The organism is Bdellovibrio sp. KM01, assembly GCF_013752535.1.
Lineage (GTDB): Bacteria > Bdellovibrionota > Bdellovibrionia > Bdellovibrionales > Bdellovibrionaceae > Bdellovibrio.
In genome coordinates this window covers 201872-223720 of sequence record NZ_CP058348.1, presented here as the reverse complement: position 1 = coordinate 223720, position 21849 = coordinate 201872, and the positions used below count along the sequence as shown (strand labels likewise).

The 21849-nt window shown below is 44.1% G+C and carries 17 protein-coding genes; 5 read left to right on the top strand and 12 right to left on the bottom strand.

Annotated elements, in window-relative coordinates:
• Positions 1 to 9: 9 nt before the first annotated feature.
• The 3 genes from dnaG to rpsU all read right to left on the bottom strand — a co-directional run bounded on the left by dnaG (position 10) and on the right by rpsU (position 2705).
• Entirely contained in the window at positions 10 to 1878 is a 1869-nt protein-coding gene (gene dnaG / locus HW988_RS01100) for a DNA primase (protein ID WP_181605854.1), read from the bottom strand.
• A gap of 96 nt (positions 1879 to 1974) precedes the next feature.
• Complete coding sequence (locus HW988_RS01095) at positions 1975 to 2421, bottom strand: GatB/YqeY domain-containing protein (protein ID WP_181605853.1); 447 nt, start codon at positions 2419 to 2421, stop codon at positions 1975 to 1977.
• Positions 2422 to 2504: 83 nt separating this feature from the next.
• Entirely contained in the window at positions 2505 to 2705 is a 201-nt protein-coding gene (gene rpsU, locus HW988_RS01090) for a 30S ribosomal protein S21 (RefSeq protein WP_088617237.1), read from the bottom strand.
• Between the two features lie 168 nt (positions 2706 to 2873).
• Here rpsU and HW988_RS01085 point away from each other — a divergent pair, with 168 nt between their 5' ends.
• The 3 genes from HW988_RS01085 to HW988_RS01075 are packed head-to-tail and all read left to right on the top strand — an operon-like array spanning position 2874 to position 6056.
• Positions 2874 to 3950 carry a hypothetical protein gene (locus HW988_RS01085; RefSeq protein ID WP_181605852.1) on the top strand — a complete coding sequence of 359 codons (1077 nt, stop codon included), beginning with the start codon at positions 2874 to 2876 and terminating at the stop codon, positions 3948 to 3950.
• Entirely contained in the window at positions 3950 to 4879 is a 930-nt protein-coding gene (gene tadA / locus HW988_RS01080; RefSeq protein ID WP_181605851.1) for a tRNA adenosine(34) deaminase TadA, read from the top strand. Before HW988_RS01085 ends, tadA begins: the two co-directional genes overlap by 1 nt.
• A gap of 7 nt (positions 4880 to 4886) precedes the next feature.
• Entirely contained in the window at positions 4887 to 6056 is a 1170-nt protein-coding gene (locus HW988_RS01075) for a hypothetical protein (RefSeq protein WP_181605850.1), read from the top strand.
• Between the two features lie 1398 nt (positions 6057 to 7454).
• Here HW988_RS01075 and HW988_RS01070 read toward each other — a convergent pair.
• Together HW988_RS01070 and HW988_RS01065 are read right to left on the bottom strand one after the other, a co-directional pair.
• Positions 7455 to 10586 carry an RHS repeat domain-containing protein gene (locus tag HW988_RS01070; RefSeq protein WP_181605849.1) on the bottom strand — a complete coding sequence of 1044 codons (3132 nt, stop codon included), beginning with the start codon at positions 10584 to 10586 and terminating at the stop codon, positions 7455 to 7457.
• Between the two features lie 24 nt (positions 10587 to 10610).
• Positions 10611 to 11192 (bottom strand): hypothetical protein, encoded by a 582-nt coding sequence (locus HW988_RS01065; protein ID WP_181605848.1) that lies wholly within the window; start codon positions 11190 to 11192, stop codon positions 10611 to 10613.
• A 688-nt stretch (positions 11193 to 11880) separates the two neighbouring features.
• On the opposite strand from HW988_RS01065, the gene HW988_RS01055 reads away from it, so the two are divergent.
• The gene (locus HW988_RS01055; RefSeq protein WP_181605846.1) at positions 11881 to 12582 is read left to right on the top strand and encodes a hypothetical protein; all 702 of its coding nucleotides are present in this window, start codon (positions 11881 to 11883) and stop codon (positions 12580 to 12582) included.
• 50 nt (positions 12583 to 12632) lie between these two features.
• On the opposite strand, the gene HW988_RS01050 is transcribed toward HW988_RS01055, so the two are convergent.
• The 6 genes from HW988_RS01050 to HW988_RS01025 all read right to left on the bottom strand — a co-directional run bounded on the left by HW988_RS01050 (position 12633) and on the right by HW988_RS01025 (position 19246).
• Positions 12633 to 13304, bottom strand: a complete 672-nt coding sequence (locus HW988_RS01050) for a response regulator transcription factor (protein ID WP_255490142.1) — start codon at positions 13302 to 13304, stop codon at positions 12633 to 12635.
• Between the two features lie 91 nt (positions 13305 to 13395).
• Positions 13396 to 13755, bottom strand: a complete 360-nt coding sequence (locus tag HW988_RS01045; protein WP_181605844.1) for a translation initiation factor — start codon at positions 13753 to 13755, stop codon at positions 13396 to 13398.
• On the bottom strand, positions 13755 to 15281 hold the full coding sequence (locus HW988_RS01040; protein ID WP_181605843.1) for a SpoVR family protein: 1527 nt from the start codon (positions 15279 to 15281) through the stop codon (positions 13755 to 13757). Before HW988_RS01040 ends, HW988_RS01045 begins: the two co-directional genes overlap by 1 nt.
• 69 nt (positions 15282 to 15350) lie before the next feature.
• Positions 15351 to 16448, bottom strand: a complete 1098-nt coding sequence (locus tag HW988_RS01035; RefSeq protein WP_142698611.1) for a DUF444 family protein — start codon at positions 16446 to 16448, stop codon at positions 15351 to 15353.
• Positions 16448 to 18523 carry a PrkA family serine protein kinase gene (locus tag HW988_RS01030; protein WP_181605842.1) on the bottom strand — a complete coding sequence of 692 codons (2076 nt, stop codon included), beginning with the start codon at positions 18521 to 18523 and terminating at the stop codon, positions 16448 to 16450. The genes HW988_RS01035 and HW988_RS01030 overlap by 1 nt, the downstream gene beginning before the upstream one ends.
• 75 nt (positions 18524 to 18598) lie before the next feature.
• On the bottom strand, positions 18599 to 19246 hold the full coding sequence (locus tag HW988_RS01025; protein WP_255490141.1) for a DUF4292 domain-containing protein: 648 nt from the start codon (positions 19244 to 19246) through the stop codon (positions 18599 to 18601).
• A gap of 17 nt (positions 19247 to 19263) precedes the next feature.
• On the opposite strand from HW988_RS01025, the gene HW988_RS01020 reads away from it, so the two are divergent.
• A complete protein-coding gene (locus tag HW988_RS01020; protein ID WP_181605841.1) occupies positions 19264 to 19884 on the top strand; it encodes a hypothetical protein in 621 nt (206 codons plus the stop codon).
• Positions 19885 to 19943: 59 nt separating this feature from the next.
• On the opposite strand, the gene HW988_RS01015 is transcribed toward HW988_RS01020, so the two are convergent.
• Complete coding sequence (locus tag HW988_RS01015) at positions 19944 to 21818, bottom strand: tetratricopeptide repeat protein (protein ID WP_181605840.1); 1875 nt, start codon at positions 21816 to 21818, stop codon at positions 19944 to 19946.
• Between the last annotated feature and the right edge of the window lie 31 nt (positions 21819 to 21849).

Genomic DNA, 21849 nt, shown 5'->3' with positions numbered 1-21849 from the left:
GACCCGCCTTTATCCTTTATTCAGAGATAGTCGATCTCTGTGTGCCTTCATAATCTGTTCCAACTTTTCGGAGCTTGGCTCGGACTTTAGTTCCAGAGCCAATTGCTTTGCTTGATCGCGCAAGAAATTGTCGCGCACGCGCTTAAAGCAATCGCGCAGAAGCTTCGCCTCAGCTTCTTCATCAAACCCGGGGTCACCTTCACTGGCTGGTGCCTCTAAGAATAATAATTCGGGTTGATCTACATAGGAGACAAGGAGACTGGTCAATTTATCAAACTTATTTAAGTCTTGTCTATACACATCAGTTGCTTTTTCCAGGATCTTTTTCACTCCCGGGTGAGCAATACTTGCCAGCACATTTTCATTCACAAACTGCTCGAAACTGGCACGACTTTTGAGTACCAATCCTAATAGCATTGCTTCCGCTTTTGAGGCTCCTTTGAGGGTGATTTTGCCACCTTCTACAGAGTCAGACGCTTGTGGACCCACTGCTGGGTTAGCTTGTGACGAGTTCTGATTTGGCTGCACCGTCCTAGAGAAATTGCTACGGTTTTGCGAATATACAGGGCCACTGCTTTGCAATCCTACAGCCTGACGAAGCCATGGCAGGGTCACTGCCATCTTTTGCGCGGCCTCAGCCAAGTACAAATCCCGCAAACGCTGATCGGGAATAATCTCAAACATCGGCTTCAATTTATCCGCAAGCTTAACCTTTTCTGGAGCATCACCACGGTAACCCTCCATCCAACGATTCAGGATCAAGACAAACAAATCAGGCGCACGATCCAATTCGACCTTTAAGGCCTCGGCACCGTACTTCTTCACGTAATCATCAGGGTCCATGTTATTTGGTAACGTGAGCCCTTTTGGATACAAATCAGCTGCCAACAGGATCGGAAGACTGCGCTCAGCCGCTTCCATCCCTGCGGAGTCACCATCAAACAGCGCCACCACGTTGCGAGTCATACGCTTTAGCATCTTGCCGTGCTCTGGAGTCAAAGCCGTTCCCATGGTCGCCACAGAGTTTCTAATGCCCGCTTGGTAAAGAGACACTAGATCCATATATCCCTCTACAATAAGGGCTTGGTCTTCAGAACGAATATAGCGAGCTGTCTGTGACAATCCGTAAAGCACGCGTCCCTTAATAAAGACCGGCGTTTCGGGAGAGTTCAGGTATTTGGGCTCGGTCTCTTTTTTCTCTAAATAACGTCCACCGAACGCAATAGGCTCACCCATGGCGGAGAAGATCGGAAACATCAAGCGATCACGGAAAAGATCGAAGTAGCCAGGCTTGCCGTTGCGGGCCTTTACCAGGCGCGCTTCTTCAGCCAAGGCCATTGGCACTTGCTTGCTTTGTAAAACGCGCTCTAAACCATCCCATTCGGCAATCGCGTAACCAATACCGAAAGTGTCGATCACTTCCTGGGACAGGCCACGGCTGGCGATATATTTCTTAACCGGATGGTCGTTAGGGACACGACGAAGTTGCTCTGAAAAATAATCAGCAGCGAGCTTATTTACTTTTAACAACGACTTCTTTTTATCCGCGACTTGATCACGTTGCGGGTCATGGGCTTCTGGAGCGGGAATCGGGATGCTGGCGCGGTTGGCAAGGTACTCGACAGCCTCAGGAAAACTCATGCCCTGATATTCGCGCAGAAACGAAAACAAGTTACCGCTCTTGTGACAACCAAAGCAGTGATAGACTTGTTTTACTTCTGAAACAGAGAAGGACGGCGTTTTTTCAACGTGATCCGGAAATGGACAACGACCCATCAGGCCACTGCCACTCTGTTTTAGCTGTGTGTATTGGGAGATGATATCGACGAGGTTATTACCCTCTGACACTCTCTCAATAAAGTCTTGGGAAAAACGCATGTACCTTCCAAAGTTTGGTTCAGTTTTACCTTCAGGAACTCACTGAACATGAGTCCCCGCAGGCTTTAGGCAAGGTCCAATTCTTCCGAGGAAAAACTAGGCTAGTTTCGCTTTGATTACTTCGCTAACGATTTTGTTGTCAGCGGCGCCATTGGCACGAGCGATGACTTCTTTCATCACTGGGCCCATGTCTTTCACAGTTTTAGCGCCAGTTGCAGCGATAACTTCTGTTACTAGAGCTTCGATTTGCTCGCGGCTCATTTGCGTTGGCAAATAAACTTCCAAAACTTTCAATTCAGCAGATTCTTGGTCAACCAGGTCTTGGCGGCCAGCTTGTTGAAATTGATCGATGGATTCTTTGCGTTGCTTAACTAGTTTTTTAACGACGTTCATCACTTCTTCCGGAGTGATTGGGTCTGGGCGCATATCGATTTCACGATTTTTGATCGCAGCTTGCAGACCACGAAGTGCTGTTAGCTTAAGTGATTCTTTTGCGATCATTGCGGCTTTAACATCAGCCATGATTTTGTCTCTGATTTCCATGAAAACTCCCTATGGTGATTATGACAAAAGGCGACTTTGTGGGTCGCCTCTTGTGAGTAAGAAACTATAATTCTTTTAAAGAACTATTCGCCCCAACCTTTACGAGATTTCTTAACAGCGCGCTTACGAGCTGCGATAGATTTCTTTTTAAGTCTTACAGAAGGTTTTTCGAAGTGTTCACGTTTTTTAACTTCAGAAAGAATACCTGCTTTTTCGCAAGATTTTTTGAATTTACGGAACGCTGATTCAAAAGACTCACCGTCTTTGATTTTAACCATTGCCACGACAATCACCTACCTTCCAATGTGGTCGAAGAGAGAAATAAGAATGAGAGTGTATAACAAAGAGGCAACGGAGGGGCAACCCCTCGAGGTCTTAACGCAACGCTTCTGCAAAAAGTGCCAGGCACCTTTTCATTGATAATTCGCCAGGGAACTGGCTATCGTGCCGCCATGAAATCTATCTACCTAATATTATTAGTATTATTGCTCTCGGGTGCGGCATCAGCTCACGGCTCTTCAACGGCGAACACACTGCCTTGGGCGACCTATCTTGCACCCGATTTCGTGATCGGAACCCCTCCGGCCCTTAAAAATGCCCCTAAAACACTCACAGCATGGGTCGGCCAAGAGGATTGCAGAGCTCGTATTTCACAGATTACCTGCAGTGTAGCGGACCTACAGCATGACGACGTCTGCGGTGAAAAAAACCAAAAGGCGATCGAAAATCTGGAGCATCTTTATGACCTTCTTCAAAAACCACTTCAAAGAGTCTTCTGCTCTTTGCCGTATATTTTTGTCGTAGATAAAATGGATTCGCTTGCGATGGCCGGCTCTGGTCAAGGCACTTCATTCATGGCAATCAGCCGAAGCCTTGTTGAATCTGGATTAGAAGCCGATGCGGTTCTTGGCTGGAAGGAACAAAAGATTTTTGGCAGCGAATTACCCCGCTACCAAGTCAGCAAAGACGGCCCGCAAGTTTCAATTCGTGGCAAATCCCCGCTGCAAATTATGCAGTACGTGGTTACTCATGAGTTTGGTCATATTTTGGATTTCGCCAATGGAGCGAATCGCTTTTACTGCGCTCCGGGAGAAGACTGCTCGGCAAAACCAACAACAACTGAAGAGTACTACGCGCTTCAAAAAAAATTCCTGCCAGAGATGGACTCGTGGTCATCACTCAGCTGGAAAAATGGCTATGAGCCAAATGATCAGAATATGTTTCCGCTATGGAGCAGGCTTTGCTTTTATTACTGCGAAGGCAGAACCAAATTACAGCTGAGTGAAATGCATGACTTCTACTTGCAATTCGACCGAACAAACTTTGTAACCACTTACGCTGCCACAAATCCCTATGACGATTTTGCCGAAAGCACTGCATTTTATTTCATGGCTAACGCTGATTTTGATCTGCAGTACAGAATCCTTACGGGCAAAGCAGTCTTTTTCTGGGATTGGAGATGGCACCAATTCACGAAAAAAAATAATTGGATTGAGCTTTTCTATGAGGGCGATCTAAAATACCCTTAATGATTAAGAATGCTGAGCAAGATATAAAATGGATGCGCAAGGCTTTAGAACTTGCGCACAAAGCTGGTAAAAACGGCGAAGTACCAATCGGTGCTGTTCTTGTTTCTCCGACCGGGGAACTTCTTTCCAAAGCCGCGAATGTTCGCGAAACACTTCATACTCCCCTGGGCCACGCAGAACTTTTGTGTTTGCACAGAGCCGCTAAAAAACTTCAATCCTGGCGTTTAGAAGACTGCACATTGTATGTCACACTTGAACCTTGTGTGATGTGCGCTGGCGCGATTCAACAGGCTCGAGTGGGCCGTGTGGTTTACGCCGCTAAGGACGCTAAAGGTGGCGCGGTTGAAAGCCTGTATGAAGTTTTATCAGATGCACGATTAAATCATCAGGTGCAGGTCACGGCAGGGGTTCTGGAAAAAGAATGTTCTGAGTTGATCTCTGCATTTTTTCAAATTCGCCGCGATGAACAGAAACAATTGAAATCCGAAAAAGTTTATCGCCACCGAGCTTCCGCTATCGTGGTTTATAAAAATAAAATTTTAGGATTTCATGCGGAAGATCCGGTTTCGAAAAAGAAATACTTCTTTTTGCCAGGCGGAATGATCGATCCAGGTGAAAATGCAGCCACCACAGCTATGCGTGAAGCCAAAGAAGAAACTGATTATCAGATCAAAGTATTTCCCGAGACTGAATTCAGAAGAAAATATGACTTCACGTGGAATGGAAAAAATCAACCGTGCGACACAGTGTTTTACCTCGCAACCTTGAATGAGCCATGGCACGAAGTGCGAGCCGTTCAGGATGCAGACTATCATCGTGGAGTCGCATGGATTGATTTGAAAGATGTTGATCGCGTGTTCGCCTACGATAAAGATATCCTGTGGGCCGTACAGAAGCTCACAAAGACCGCTCGAAAAATGAAACTCTAGGAGGGTTATGCTTCATCTACTTGTTTCCCTGGCACTAGCAGCCTCACCAACCGAAAGCCCATCCCCTGCGGCCTCGCCTACTCCCGAGGCGACGACAGCGATTACTCTTTCTCCACAAAAGAAAGATCTGACGGCTCCACAAACCAGCAAATCCCTTATTGAGATTGCCGGAAAATTAAATTCGATGCTGCCTGAGCAGGATAAAATCATTATCCCTTCTCAGGGAAGTCGCCAATTTTTCTCTCAGTTAGCTGTGATGAAAAAATCCTCCAGCAACGCTCAAACAGCAAAAAGCTTTTTGAAACTGTCTGATCTGTCGATTCAAGGTTGCAATGCTTACTCCGCAAGTGGTTTGACAGTTGCCAACTGGAACGATGCGAATGAAGTTTTCAAAATCACCAACAAACAAGTTCGCAACAGCGGCAATATGAAAGACGCGCAAGCCTTGGCGCGCGTTTCTTTGATGGTGGCTCAGTGTAAAGGTCCGATCTTACTAAACATGATGGGCACAAATTGGCTTGAGCAATCTCTGGAAACATTGAAAGCCATGAACCACCGCAAACTTAAAAAAGACGATAAAATGCGCCTGAAGGCTTTGCAGGAACAAGTTCTTACATTCGACACGAAAGAGGCATTGCAAAACAGCCTGCGCTATGAGGTTTTGATTTCTTCTGCAGAAGTGATGAAGACGTTAAGTGAGGCTCCTCCGGCGCATGCTGAATCTCCAGAGGATGTTTTTAATAACTTGTTATTGCTGGATAAAGACGGCAATCCTCGCCAAGTCAGCCTTGAAAAAAGTGCTGAAATCACGATGAAACTTTTGACTGCTGTAAATTCCGCAAAAACGTATCAATTCCCTGAATATGTGGTCGAGATCGACAAGCAAATCAAAGAAGGCCGTGACGGCATCATCGAAGATCTGCAGCTAAAGGATCACGGCTTCACCAGCTACGAAAAATTCCAAGACGAAGCGTTTATGGAAAATTTCTCTAAGAAGTTAACTCAAGATCCGGATTTGCTAAAACGAGTTAAGAAAAACATCGACGAGCATCCAGAAATCAACACTCACTTGTTCCAGCACTCCTTGGCAATTTACAAAGTAAACCCCGAGGTCTTCGAAAAATTTCACAAAGCAGTTATCGAAGCTCAGAAGGAAGCAAAGAACCTGGTTAAATAAGAAAAAGGCGGAATCACTTCCGCCTTTTTAATTATATATTCCGCTATCTAGCCTGCAACGGCGTCACCCGATCGTTAACCATCTCGGAGATTTTATCTCTGCATAAAAAAATGACCATTCCCAACACAAAAATAGCAATAATGATCACAATAATAGATTTCTTTCTTCTAAACTCCAAGGGGCCTCCATGTATGATCGGGAACGCCTTTTTTTAATGATGAGTAGACAATTTTAGAGCCTCGATTATTTGATCAAGATCATACTCGCTAAATATTCCCAGCTTCAAGATTTGACTGCCGTCAGGACCATAAATAGAAAGCCTCGATTTCCCAATTTTTTCGCATGAAAAAAAAATTGGACCTATTCACTGTTTTAAATCCAACGCAAAAAAACTGTCGTACGTGTATCGCATTGCCCTCAATTTTTACAGCGGGAAACCGAAGTGAATATATCGAAAAAAACAGAAATGCTGAGGCGAGACATAAATGTACCAATTTATAAGTTAAATTACTCTCGATCCAAGCGCTCAACACCAGAGCAAGAGATATGAGAATCATTCCAGCAACCAACAGCTTACTATGATAAATAGTTTTCATCATTACTCCTCCGTGTCCTTTTTAAGTTTATCAATGGCCTCTTGTACAGGATCATTGTCATCATAAATATTGACTACTGTAATTGCCACGGCTGTCGCGGCTCCACAGATGACCGCACTAGTTCCAGCACTCTTTAGCGATTTACAAAGTAAACCCCGAGGCCTTCGATAAATTCCACAAAGCAGTTATCGAAGCCCAAAAAGACGCAAAGAACCTGGTTAAGTAAGAAAATGGCGGAAGTGATTCCGCCTTTTTTACATTTCTTATTCATCTCGCCAACGCGCCATCTAGATGATCTGCAACTATTAACATACATAACGCCAAAATTAGCGCGCCTAAGCCAGTAGGGCTGGGGTCCATAAAATCAGAAATCAAGGATATTATCTTAATGTTATGTTCTACATGACCCACCACGGGTGCGGACCAATGATCTCCCGTAAGGTAGTTATCAGAAGGCCTTTGGTAGACAATATTTGTTACGAATCGAAGAATAATACTCACGACTTGTACGAAAATCAAAATCATAAGACACCTCGCGACACTCCGAACTGAGGAAACCGAAATTTTACGATCAATATTCCAGAATCTTCCAATCTTCAGCGAATGGGATAATGCTTTTATAAGAATTAAATTTTGAGCAATGATCAAAATTGTGTAAATGGTCTTATATAGATGTTCATTCTGATTAAAATCTTCAAATAACTGAACAATATAAGTTATTAGCGAGAATGTATTCAGTAAAAGCCCCAGGAAAAACACAGCTCTGGTAATATGAATAATCCATTTCAATAAAATTTTCGTTCTATCCACATTTCACTCCATTACACATTTTAGGCGATTCAACAGTTGGCACGGGATCGAATGGCGGCGGCAAGACGCGTTTAACTGGCGTACTTCTAATGGGGTTTGAAGCATCCCACTCTTCTGCCGACCTCTGCTTCTCCCGCTTCTTCTCACATGGTCGCTCATAAAACCAGTAATTTGCCGCTTCGGGAATTCTCTCCGCCAATACCTCGTTGATGGCGTCAGACTGCGGGTTAAACTTTAATCCGGTGGGATCAATTAGGTTAATTGGATCGTTAATTACATAACCATAAAGATTCATATCCCCGCCATCAAATCGAACCGGATCTTTAGAGGTCCATCTTCCTGAATTAGCATCATACCATCGCGCACCGAACTTTGTAAGTCCAACCGAACTAATCAACAGGCCACCGCCAAATCCGTACGCTTGGAAACCCGGCTTCGTATTGATAGTAACTTGACCAAAAACGCTGTAATCCATTCGTTGTGCGATTGTTCCGTCCGTTGACTTTACAATTAAACGAGGCGATCCCAAATGGTCTTTGATAAATCTATATCTAACACCCGATATAATTACGTAGTCTGGTGAGTTAACACTCGTTCCGTAAACGTATTCCTTTGAAACCACACCCGCATCGTTGTATTCGGCAGCGATTCGAAGATCATCTTCATAGATTCTTCGCATAACTGTCGCGCCCGTTGTGCCTGAATAAACTCTGACCTGACGTCCTTTGCCATCGTATTGGTATTTGTAGTTACTTGATGAAACAACCGAGGCCAAAAGTCTGCTATAAGCATCATATGTGTACGTATTGGCAATAGTGCCATCTTGAATTCCGGTGTTATCGCCATTAGCGTTGTGTGTGTAGACAGCTGAATTCCACTTCGCGATACGATCTTGATCATCATAGGTCGCTGTGAACGCTACACCATTAATTGTACCGCTAGTTTTATTACCGTTGGAATCATAACTAAAAGTACTGTTAGTTGCTCCATCTTTTGTTACCGAGATTAGCCTGCCGGCGACGTCGTATTTGTAAACGTATGTTGACGTCACGCCACCAATTGTTTCAGTCTTTCCCGTAATTCTGCTCGCGGCATCTCTGGTCAAAGAGTACGCATACAAAGTTGTTGCGGCACCAGTTGGTGGGGTATAAATAGCAGTGTAACTTTTCAAATTACCGAGTGCATCGTAGGTACGGGAATCCGTAATTCGATCCAAAGCAGTCGTCGCCAGACGACCTGAAGGATAACTGTAGGCCAACGTCATATTACCAATTTTTGTTGGGACACTGTCTCCATTATAGGTGATACCGATCGTTGAAGTGTAACCACTCCCCTTAACCACACGAGCAGAAACTCGGAATTCATTATCATAAAGATATTGAACCGACGCCAAAAGTGCGTCGTTCGATGCTAGTCGTTGCTCCTCTGTTCGTAATGATTTTCCGAAGTATCTGTAAACCGAGCGTATTCCATCGGCAGAATCAATTTGCCCAATGCGATCGGACCAGTCTCTATAAAAATAATTATCACTTCCGCGTGCAACCTGGACTTGATCAATACGGCCCATGTTTGCGTCATATATATATTTCACAGTTCTGGCATCGGGACGAGTAATCTGCGTCAGCTGTTTATCTTGATTGTACGTATATGTTGTATCTTTAACTGTAACACCAGTAAGAGCTGGTGGCTGATAAGAACTCATAAGTTCCATCGCATTAAATACAAACTTGTGCAGAGGTTTTGACGGAGGGATGATACCCGTCTTGTTTCCATTTGCATCGTACGTCATACCAATTAAACGATTATCCGGAAGTTTAATCTGCGTTAATCTTCCAGCAAGATCATAAGAATATGAAGTAACTTCGTTCCGGGCATTTGTTACGCTTTGGAGGTATCCATTAGTATTATAAACGTACTGTTCCGTGTTATAAGCCCCCTGAGACTTAGACCACAACCGTCCAAATCCATCATAATTGTAAGTCCATGGCGTGTCGTTACCAATTTTAAGCAGCGAGACTTTACCGAACTGATCAATTACTTTTGTCGATGTCGCACCTTGATTAGAAGTCTTCAGAAATGTTTTGGTATTAGCTGTGTAGACATCCGTAGAAATAGTCCGATCATTGATTTTTGCAGAATCAGTTATGGCTCCGAAACCAAATAAGGCATAGCTTCCACTAATCGTTCTATGAAATGTTGTCATGACATAAGGAAGACTATTAGTTTCTTCATCACGCCACTGTTTTATATGATATATGGGAGTATCAGACAAGACATCAAGCCGAGCATCGGGGAAGGAACGAACCTCTTCCGAGATTCCTTCCTCATTATAAACACTTCCACCGTTATTATATAGAGAAACGCTATCTGACCACGCGCCTGAGGCATAATCGACATAACGATGAGAGTCTCCTTTTTCTCCCCAAAAATAGTAAGTGTCTTTTCTTGCAAGAGCAGAACTTTTATCAATTGTTCTTTGATCTGACATCAATGTGAGCAGTAAATCCCAGCGATTGCCAGCAATCGCTGCATCTTTGGTCAATTTGCCGTTAACATCATAACTGAATGTAGAATATTGGCCACCGGGTTTAGTGAATTTTTCGAGAAGCTCTGTTCCGCTTTTATAAGCCAAAGTATAAGTTTGACCCATAGGATTTTTAACTGAAGAAATCAGACCTGCAGCAGTCGTCGTAACAGTAGTGATTTGACCGAATGGCGCAGTGACGGAAGTAAGAACACCCGTGGAACTTCTATTTAATTTCGTTGTATTTCCATAAGCATCAACAATTGAAGAAAGTTTGTTATTGGAATAATTGAAAGTTCGCAAAATTGCACCGGTAAGAGCATTCCGCGTAGTCATATGTCGACCATTCGAATCGAAATAGTAAAGCTCATCAGCATTAGAACTTGCAACGACTCGTTGACCTTCAAGATTTATGTACTTGGCGAAGCGAGATGTACCGACTCCTTCGAATATTCGCAGCTTCACACGATCATAGTAATGAAGCACAGAAATTGACATCCCCTCGGGATTAAAATTTGCTATGCGATTTGCTTTGGGAGCAGTGGTAACAAACTCTTTAGCGTTCTCTGAGGTATAGGATAAAAAGAGTCCCGTCCCCACGATCGCTATCTCTTCTCCTAAGGATTAACTATCTATACGAACAATCGATCCTGGAGATTCCCCTTGGCAATTCTGCACTGCTGGATTTTCTTCGTATTCGGGAGCTGCTGGAACAACATACGCAGAATATGATTTTGTCGCTGTACCTGAATAGGTTGTAGGGGGATTTGTTTCCGTATCCTCAACTGTCCACGGTGTGTTCAAAACTGTATTTTGCATACCAGAGGAAGAGAAATTATAGGTAACCTCAATTGGGCAAGATTGCCCGGCGACCACAGTTACGCCTTTACAACCGTCTTTAGTAATTTTATAACCTGCACTGCCAGACAATGTTGTTGCAGCAAATTTCATTTTGGCTGTCGTTGATGAACCTGTTATTGTCCACGCAGTGGATAAAGTTCCAGTGGCACCAATTGCTATGTTGCCAAGACCTTCATTGCGATCGCCAGCACGTTCGAAACCCGGATTGATGGATATTGGGCCTTCCTGAACAACTTTTTTAGGGGGCTCAAAAACAACAGGTCCAATTTCCAAGGCTCTAGAATTTCTTGCCTCTACATTTGAAAAAGAACACAACAAAAATGCACCTAATAATAACCTCAACATTTGCACCCCACTACCAAACTGAATTTTGCTTAGTAGCAAATGGTTTCGCGTAGGCACTATTCAGGTCAATTAATTCACACCACAAACTAGCCCTTCAATCATTCTTACTGACCTCGATAAACTATTTCATAATTATCGGAGTCGTGAACCCAAAGAAGAGGCGCTACGCAACAGCTTCGTATTTGCAGTGGTTGCATGAGACGTCGCTGCCGAAACCTGGGGCTAAGGGGTTTGGTTTGAAAAAGTGCTTGGTGCAACTAGGGCATTTTGAAACTGAAACGTATAAATAGGGCATAATACAAAACAAGGCCGGAACACCCACACCAATTAATGCGGCATAAGGCTCCCCGATATCGGGAAGAACTTCCGTTTGAAGGCGTACACATAAAAGGATCAACGGCACATACACGATTGCTGCCACCCGAATATATAGTCTTAGCCACTTAGGTACGTTTGGAATTCCAGAATGATTTACAAACATTCTGGAATTGTGATCTGCCAGTTTAAACAATCAACGGTATCAGAACAAATCAAGACTTACGTTATTAAATTACCGACTTCGCCGATTTCACTTAAAATTACAGGAGTCGTCCCTAAGGCATCCGGAATACGGCTGCGACATTGCCCAAAGCACTTCTTAGCTTCGTGAACTCCTTTGCAACTCAGCTCCCCCGCGAAGGAGAATTTTATGAAACTACTTATTATGATACCAATGATCTTTCTTACTGCGGCTTGTGCTGTAGAAGTTAAAGACAAGAATGAAAAGCCACCTGAAGTCAAAATATATGGAGCTGCCGACAACGTGATTTGGAACGAGGCTCGCACGCTGGATAAGCCTGAAACCATCAAAGCCCACCGCTTAACGATTCGAAAAAATGCAATCATCACAACCGGCGAGCATCCTTTAATTATCCAAGTTGATGAATTGATTGCTGAAGGGGGAACGATTCAAAACTTCTCTCCTAATGCCCAGGCTGGCTGCGAAGCCAATGGCCGTTCTGGCGGAGCCGTTCAAATTGATGCAAAGTATGCGACCGGAAATCTTAACGTCCTTTTAAACGGCGAAAACGGCGGACAGGGCAAGAATGGCGCAATAACGGATCCGCGAGTGCATCCTGGTTGCGCGGGGACAAGCGGTGGTGACGGAGGCAATGCCGGAAGTTTACAACTGACGGTCGATTCTAACTCCGGCTTCACTTTAAACTGGGACAACATTGCTGGCATGCTGGGTATGCGCGGTTTACGAGGATCCGTTCGAGATGGAACAGCGGCTGACACGATCTTTGCCCCCTGCGGGCGTGACGTACCCGATGGCGTTGATGGCAAAGCCGGCAGAAAAGGCCTTGTTTGCTTGAAAATGTCAGCGAGTGAAGATCGAATTTGCGAATAAAAAAAGGCGGAAGTGATTCCGCCTTTTTAATTTCAACTTGTCAGTTTGATTTACGCCTCTAAACGGTAACCCAAAGATGGAACCGCAACGATGCGGCCATTGAATGTGGCGATTTTACGCTTCAAGTAGTTGATTTGTGAATCCACGTTACGTGAAGTCACATCGGAGTCACCCCAGATTTCGCTTAAACATTTTTCGCGAGTCACCAGGTTGTTTTTATCAGCTACCAAGAGCTTTAAGATATCAAACTGTTTTGGCGTTACGTTAATCTCTTCGTTATCGATGAAGATTTGGCGAGCCAACAAGTTCATGCGCAAGTTACCAGCCGTCAATTCAGCAGTAACCTCTGGCTCTTTTTCTGCCAAGCGCGCTTTGATTCTAAGGATAAGTTCTTTCACGTGGAAAGGTTTGGAAATGAAATCGTTAGCGCCAGTTTCGAACGCTTTAATACGTTCATCAATCGTTGCCGCACCGGAAACGAAAATGATGGGTGTGTTTTTGATTTCAGATTGTTCGCGAACTTCACGGCAAACATCGACGCCCAATTTTCCTGGCATTTTATAATCCAGCAGAATCAGATCAGGCTTTTGCTCGTTGATAAGTTGCATCGCCGCAGTACTGTCTGAAGTATACTTGCATTCGTAAGTGGAGCTTAAGATCTCCGCTAAAAGCTTGCAGCTTTCTTCATAGTCATCAACGATGACGATTTTCTTCGCAGCCAAATTTACCCCTACGTTCAAGTTATTACCGTACATCTGCATATAAACAGGATATCTTTATCGAACAAAAATACAAGTTACCTTAAGTCTAGAATTACATACCCTTAAATGGTATGCCTTTGACCTGTAAAATTTTTTTGATCGCGTCTCTCTTATCACCTTGGATTTCAACCAGTCCGAATTTCTCGCCAATTGAATGCGATCCACCTACACCACACTTGGCTTTCAATTCTTTCGCAAGTGTTTTTAGGTAATCTTCGTTTCTTGGCAAACCATCCAGAACAGTTACCGTCTTTCCGCCTCGGCCATTCTTTTCCAGGCGAAAGATCACAGTGAACTTTTGATCCGCGCTATCCTCAGGGCGACATTTGCATTCGCTCTTTAGTTCTTTGCAGTGAGGACAAATAATATTGTCCTTAGGGTCGGTACTATAAACTAAACGGGTATTTTTCATTAAGAACCAGAGCTTTCTTCAGTTGCAGGGTTCGGTGTCGGACCCTCTTCGCTCAGTTTATGCTGCGTGTACTCCTTTCCGTCAAATCTAAAAAGTTGCGGTGTCTCATCCATAATCGTCGCGATATTCACCGGACGACTCCAAAGTTTGTACACGTTTTTCAAAGTCTCGCTCATGAAATCAGGTTGCATGTCGATGCCTTCGTGAAGGTGGTTTAGCAACAATTCACCTCTATTTTCGAAGTTGGCATCTTCAATGCGAATGATCGGTTGACCAAAATTGGTCATATGAAACAGTAGCTGCGACTTGATCGCTTTGAAGTTACTCGTGTCGACTTCAAACTTCTGTGTCTTTTTATTAAATTTATACACGAAGAGCTTATTGCGCACGCAAAAGTCTTCCGTCAAAAACTGGTCAATAAACGTGACGTCGTTGCAGACTTTGCGAACTTCAAAAATCTTATCGCGCCCCAAATTCAATTTCTTGTCCCAGTGTTTACGCTCTTTCACGTCATCACACTCTTCAAACTCACGACCAAATTGACCTTTGTTCCAGCGCTCTTCGATATCACGGAAAAGCTCAATACCGACTTTATACGGATTATAGCCATTCGGAGCCATGGCCATCGTGCCGGCATGGTGATCGGCGAAATCGATGATCTCTGAATCATTCAAAATTTTCGTCGTCATCAATTTGGAATGCCAGTATGAAGCCCAACCCTCATTCATGGTTTTCGTCATACCTTGCGGAGAGAAGTAATAAGCTTCATCACGAATAATTGTCAGTACATCCACCTGCCAGTCAGCCAATGGAGCATGATGAATAAAAAACTTCAGAACATCTTTTTCTGGTTCACGAGGAAAGCGTTGCGCTTGGGCCGCGGCTTCTTCCTCGGCTTTACGCTTTTGTTCCTGAACGAAAGAGGGCGGATTGATATAGTCGCGCATGTAATCGCGCTCGACTTTTAATAGATAGTTTTTTTCCTGCGGAGGTGTTTCCGATTTGACCACAGACTTTTCCACATAGGGACTGTAACGATCAATCAGGTTTTCAAGACTTAAACATACGTCGATAAAATTTTCGACCGTGTCTTGTCCATAGCGATCCATGTAACGACGAATTCTTGTCGCATGATTCGCCATCTGGTCCATCATTTTGCGATTTGTTTTTCCAAACCACACATTATTTTTAAAGAAATCACAGTGACCATAAACGTGAGCCATCACAAGCTTTTGATCCATCATCGCGTTGCCTTCCATCAGGTACGCATAACAAGGATCTGTATTGATCACCATTTCATAGATTTTAGAAAGGCCGTATTCATAGCTTTTAGAAAGATGCTCGTACTCCATACCGAATTTCCAGTGAGGATATCTCACCGGGAATCCACCATAGGCAGCAAACTGCGAAATTTGATCGTATGTAATCAATTCGAAGACAGTTTCGAAACAGTCTAGTCCTGCATCCTTAGCGATCTGGCAAATACGCTTTCGTTCTGCTTCTAATTCGGGAGTTAAATTTGCCATGGTAGTTCCTTCACTCTCTAAAGGGCTGCATGGCCCTTCTTGCTAAGACCCGAAGCGACACAAAGTCGGTTAGCGGCCTTTACCGAGGAAGTCTTTGATGGAATCCAGAATCTTGTCTCTGCTTTCGATTTGGCTGAGAGTGATTCGTTCGTCCTCGCCGAATTCCTTTTGCAAATCTTTTAAGAACTGACCACTGCCGTATTTACTTTCGACTTGGCCGTATCCAAAGACGTTACAGTTAGGCAGGAAGAACTCCTGCAGCATCTTCACACAAAGACGCGTGTCCTCGCCACTCCAGTTATCTCCGTCACTAAAGTGAAAAGGATAAATATTCCATTCATTGGTTGGATAATCTGCCTGGATAATTTCCTGGCAGAGTTTATAGGCAGAACTGATCAGCGTACCGCCAGATTCACTTGTACGATAGAAAGTGTCTTCATCAACTTCCTTAGCCGCAGCATCGTGAATAATAAATCGGGTTTCAAGACCCTTGTAATGCTTCTTAAGCCACGTATTGATCCAGAAGCTTTCAAGTCTGACGATTTCCTTTTGTTCCTCGCCCATCGAACCCGACACGTCCATCATATAGATAATGACCGCTTGGGTTTGGGGTTGATTCACCTTTTTGAACGACTTGTACTTCATGTCTCGGCGAATCGGCAGCACAAGCGGCTCTTCCGGATTATAAGTTCCAGAACCAACCATACGTTTCAGTGCGCTTTTATAAGAGGATTTAAAATGACGAAGTCCCTCGGGGCCCACCGGAGCGATCCCTGTGAATTTCGTTTTTAAGGAATCAATATTTTTGTGACCTTTAGGTTCAATGCGCGGCAGCTGCAGTTTCTCGCCCAAAATATCTGCAAGCTCTTCCATGGAGAGTTCAACCTCCACCATGTGTTCACCGGGTGCTTCACCCGCTTGACCTTGTCCGCCTTCGCCTGGATCACCGACATCCTGACCGGGTTGTCCTTCACCTTGACCAACACCACCAGATTGCTTGGGACCATAACGGAAATTGGGAATATCAATGCGCGGAAGCGGGATCTTGACGTATTCGTCTTCCCGCTTCCCGATCATTTCACCTTGCGACACGTATTTGCGAAGGTCTTCTTTGACCTTCCCCTTTACGATGTCTTTAAATCGGCTTTGATCTTCGCGTATGCCCATTATCTACTCTTTACATCGCCTCGGGCGAAGATACTTGCAACGTAATGTAAAACATCCGTCGCAGAGATTTCATCGTATCCGAAGTCTTTAATAAGACGGGTTTTAACGATATCAATCTTCTCTTGCGTGTCCTTATCAACAGCATTGCTGACAAGAGTTGTAAGCTTGATACTGTCTTTTTGATCTTCAAATAGTTTAAGCTCGATCGCCTTGTGCAAGCGCTCGTTCATCTTGAAGTTGAATTTCTTACCTTCAAGAGCCAAAGCCCCTATGTAATTCATGATCTCGCGACGGAAATCATCTTTACGGGATTCTGGGATTTCGATCTTATCTTCGATCGATCTCATTAAACGCTCATCCGGCTCCTCGTCGTTACCAGTGAACTGATTACGGACGCGCTCCTTCTGAGTGTATGCTTTTACGTTATCGATATAGTTCGAGCACAATCTTGCCATCGCGCTTTCGTCAGCACTGATCGCACGTTGCACTTCGGCCTTGATAATCTCTTCGTATTCTTGCATCACGACACCCAAAAGCTCTTTGTATTCAGCTTTCAGCTCTTCGTTAGAAAGAAGGGAGTGACTCTTAAGACCCGATTCCAATTCCTTAAAGACCATGAACGGATTTACAGAACCTTTATTGGATTGCTGCGCATTTACCAACGCATTGGAAAGTTTATCCTGGATATAACGAGCCGAGATACCTTCAAGGCCCTCGCGCTGAGTTTCTTTACGAAGCTCACGCACGTTGTCCTCAGTATAATTCGGAAGCGTCTTGCCATTATATAGTTTCAATTTTTGCAAACGAGTGAGGTTTGCTTTCTTCGGCTTTTCCAAGCGAGTCAGAATCGCCCACATCGCTGCCATCTCAACTGTGTGTGGAGCAATGGAAATACCACGCACCTTTTGGGAGTTGAAATCACGTTTATAGATATTGATTTCGTCTTTCCAGCGAGTGATGTACGGAATGTCGATTTTCACCGTACGGTCACGAAGGGCTTCCATGAATTCGTTGTCTTGCAAACGACGATACTCGGGTTCATTCGTGTGTCCGATGATCACTTCATCGATATGAGTCTGTGCGAATTTTTTAGGCTTAACTCTGTGCTCTTGTGATGCTCCCAAAAGGTCATACAAGAAAGCCACGTCAAGTTTTAGAACTTCGACGAATTCAATCATCCCGCGGTTGGCAACGTTGAACTCCCCGTCAAAGTTAAAGGCACGTGGATCCGAGTCAGAACCGTACTCTGCGATCTTACGGTAATTGATGTCACCTGTAAGCTCTGTAGAGTCCTGATTCTTTTCGTCTTTAGGTTGAAAAGTACCGATGCCGATACGGTCGGCTTCGGAAATAAATAAGCGTTTCACACGAACGTGTTTTAGCACGCTCATCAAATCGCCCTCGTAATGTTCCATCAAATGCTTAAAGATAAAACGTGATGGCGGGCTTAGCTCTCCATCAACGTGAACGCGGTAACTGCCTTCTTGGCCTTTGTTGATTTGATCATACAAAGCGCCACGCATTTCTTCTGGAATCAACAGCAACGGTTCTTCATTCATTGGTGACGGGAATACTTTTACTTCCTTACCCAACAAACCATTAAGCTCATTCTTTTCGTCAATCCATTCGAAAGTGTACAAAGCACCTTGAGGTTGATGAGAGTATCTCTCCAACCCTTTTTTTAGCATGCGGCAGATCGTGGACTTCGCACTTCCCACCGGACCGTGCAATAGGATCACACGTTTCTCTGTGCCGTAGCCCAAAGAAGCAGATTTCAAAATATTTACGAGTTTCATCAACTGCACATCCAGTCCGAAGACTGCATCTTTGCCGTTGTTGAATTGATCACTAAAGAATTTGTATCGAACGACTTCCTTTTTGAAATCAAGATACGTCTCGGTACCTTCTTCAACGATCATGTCATACATGCGTTGATAGGCATTCCTAGTGATTTTCGGATTGGCTTTAACCAGGTCTAAGTACTCAGAGAAAGTACCGCTCCAATGTTCTTTAGCATTGACGCTGGAGTTCTGCCAGTTGCTGATCAGCGAGTGAAGGTCAATCTTAGAGGACATAATACTCTCCCCGGTGATTTGTGACACACCTACTGACTAAGATTATGCCTCAATACTAGACGGTTAACGAGTTTTTTAATTTATTTGTATTGCCTTGAAACCATCAGGTTGTTTCAAGGTGAACGTCTCAGGTTTGAACTGGACCTCGGTCTGGGGAGCCTTAAAAAGCCACTGCATTTCGAATTGCGGTGCCGTAATTACAACTTTCTTCTTACCTTCTGTGCGATCCTTCCATTCAACTCGAATAGAACGCTGCTTATTTTCACACTTCGACAGTATCTGAGAACTATCGTGCTCACACGCCCATCCTGGCCCACGTACAGGTTCATCAAAGGCGATATTAGCCAGATTCATTGGATGCAAACTCAAACCGATTATACGCTCGATGGATTTTTCAGAGTTCTTTCCATAATAAAATTCTTTTCTGGGATAGATGGCATAAGCGATTTCTTTGGGAGACATAACCAAAGATGCGACCTGAAAACCCATCAGGGCGGTGATGTCCAGACGAACTCTTTGGTTTTTCACGGCCATCATATCTATGGAAACGGAATTGGATTTGTTTTCCTTCATGTCGCGAATCAAAGCTTTGGTTTCCCATTCCGCTTGCTGCAATGGCGCCTCAATCACCGGTTTGGTTGCACAAGCACTCACAAGAACTGCTCCGCCAAGAAGAAAAAGACCCTGCATCAATGATATTAATTGTCGCCAAAGATTTTTCATTCCCTTAGCATATGAAAATGCATTCAGTTAAACAAGCATTGATCATGTTTCGCAAGAATTGGAAGGACAGCCTTATCTTAGGAGTCCTTGCCACACTCTTTACTTTCTTTTCACAGATTGTTCCCACGATCGGTGCCCTATTGATTGCTGTGGGCCTTTTGATTTTTCAAGAACTCGCGAATTTGCGTTTACAAAAAGGACGCTGGGAAAGAGACTTCACCCATCTGCAAAAAGATTGGGTGTCGTGGCTGATCACGGCGGTCATCTTGATGCCCACTGGAATTTTAATGGGTTCAGCGTTTGGAGTAATCCACAGTCCTCAACCGCTGATTCAATCTCTGCCGGCAGGATTTGGATTGATGGCCATGGGAGTATTCTTTTATTTCATCTTATCCCACGGTTTGAATCTGCAACTTGAAACCAATATGGGTATCGCAAAAGCCATGGACCGCACTGTTATCGCCGCGATCAAAAATCTGCGTCCTTTTCTGGCGGCAACGGTCGCGATCAGTGTTGCGCTAGTGATTGCTACATATCTGCGCGGCCTCGGCTTAATTCTGGCATTGCCGTTTATGTTTTTCACCTGCTTCTATCTATATATAGAGATGAAAAACAAGAACGCTTTCGAGAAAAAATAAAAAAGCCCACCAGACAGTGGGCTTTAAGTAGCGAGTTTCCAATTTTTCCGACCAAGGAATTATTTTGCCGTGTGATCTGCTGCCACAGGTGTTTCAACAGAAGCTGGCAATCTTGGAGAACCCATTTCTTGTTTTTCAATCGCAGTGATCTTAGCGCGGATTTCCTGAACTTTACGTTTGTCAGTTTCCAGGTCCGCCGCCTTACGGTACATCTTTTTAGCTTTATCAACCATGGATTGCTTATAGTAAGCGTCACCCAAGTGTTCTGCGATCACACTCACCGTACCTTGGAACTTGTGAGCTGCTTCCAGGAACTTGATTGATTCAACTGTTTTATTTTGTTTGTACAAAATCCAACCCAATGTATCCAAAACATAACCATCTTGCGGCTCTAGCTCCATCGCACGACGAGCCAGCTTTTCAGCATCTTCAAGATTTTGGTTCATCTCTGCCCAAGTGAAAGCCAGATAGTTCATGCCTTGCACGTGGTTTGGATCCAATTCCAAAACTTTTTTCATCTCAGATACCACGATATCTTTGTTACCCATACGGTCATTGATAGTACCGAAATAGAATCTCAATTGAGCGTTCTCCGGGAATTTCTCAAGGCCTTGCTCCAAAACCTTCGCAGCACCTTTGAAATCGTTCTTTTCGTCCAGCAAGGAAGCATACATTGCATACACTTGTGGTTGATCCGCACGCTCTTTCAAACCTTTAGAGACAAGTTCGATCGCTTCATCCAAACGACCCACACCTTTTAGCAAGTACGCCGCATGAACAGTCGACTCACCATAATATGTACTGGAAGTTGGAATCTTTTTAAATTCACGGATCGCTTTTTCAGACTGGCGGGTTTCTTCGTAAACTGCTGCCAGGTAAAAACGGATCTTATCTGAATCTGGCGCATCCTTAAGGATTTGCTCCAGCTTCTCTACCGCTACGTCATAGCGTTTTTGTTCAATCAAGATCAACGCCATTTTCATTTTGATGTTCAATGGCTCGTCTGTGTTTGCTTCCAAAACTTCCAATTGATCGTAAGCCAAGTCGTACTTGCCTTGCTCAATATAAGTTTGCGCAAGAACATCCGCAATTTTTGGAGATGGAGATTGTTCTTTTTGATAAGCACGGTACAAAGACAATGCTTTTTCTTCTTGTTTTTGTTTTGAGTAAAATGCACCCAAAGTCAAAACACCATCAGCAAAATCAGGTTTCAATTTTAAAGCTGTTTTGAAGGATGCTTCCGCTGCTTTTTGGTATTTCGCTTCTGGTTGCTCCATACGTACGCGACCGATGTAGTAGTGCACTAGGTACGGAGTTGTGTATTCAGGATTTTTCAACAATGATTCGAAATACTTCACGGCTTTGTCAGATTGCTTTTGCTCAGAATACAAAGCGCCAATGTAAAGTGGAGCTTCTGTGTTCGTCGGAGAAAGCTTCATCACAACCTGGTATTGATCCATCGCTTTAGGATAGGCTTTCATCGAAGAGTACAAACCACCCAACAACAAGTGAGCGTCGATGTTTTTTGGATCTTTCTTAGTTGCTTCTTCAGCTTGTGACAAAGATTCAGAGATCATGCCCAATTTTAAATACTCTGCCGCCAAACGCATGTTCACCGCTGGAGAGTTTTGATCGTAGACCAGAGTCAGCTTAAACGACTCGATCGCTTTGTTTGGGTTACCCTCCAAAGCATACGCCTCACCCATTGCGAAGTAGTAGTCCGCTTGAGTACGCAAATAAAGTGGATCAAGAGTTGCTTGGCCATCTTTTGATGAAATCGGTTGAGGAGTCAGAGATGCAGGAGCACGGTTGTGATCATTGAAAGAAGCCTCGTAGTAAGGCGCTTTGTCAGAATCATGTGACGTGGATGTCGCGCATGCAGTCAGCGAGAGAAGAAGTACTGCGATAATTCCGGTCCTAGTTTGAAGAAGCATTGGATCTCCTTGGTCACTAGGCTGTTCGGTG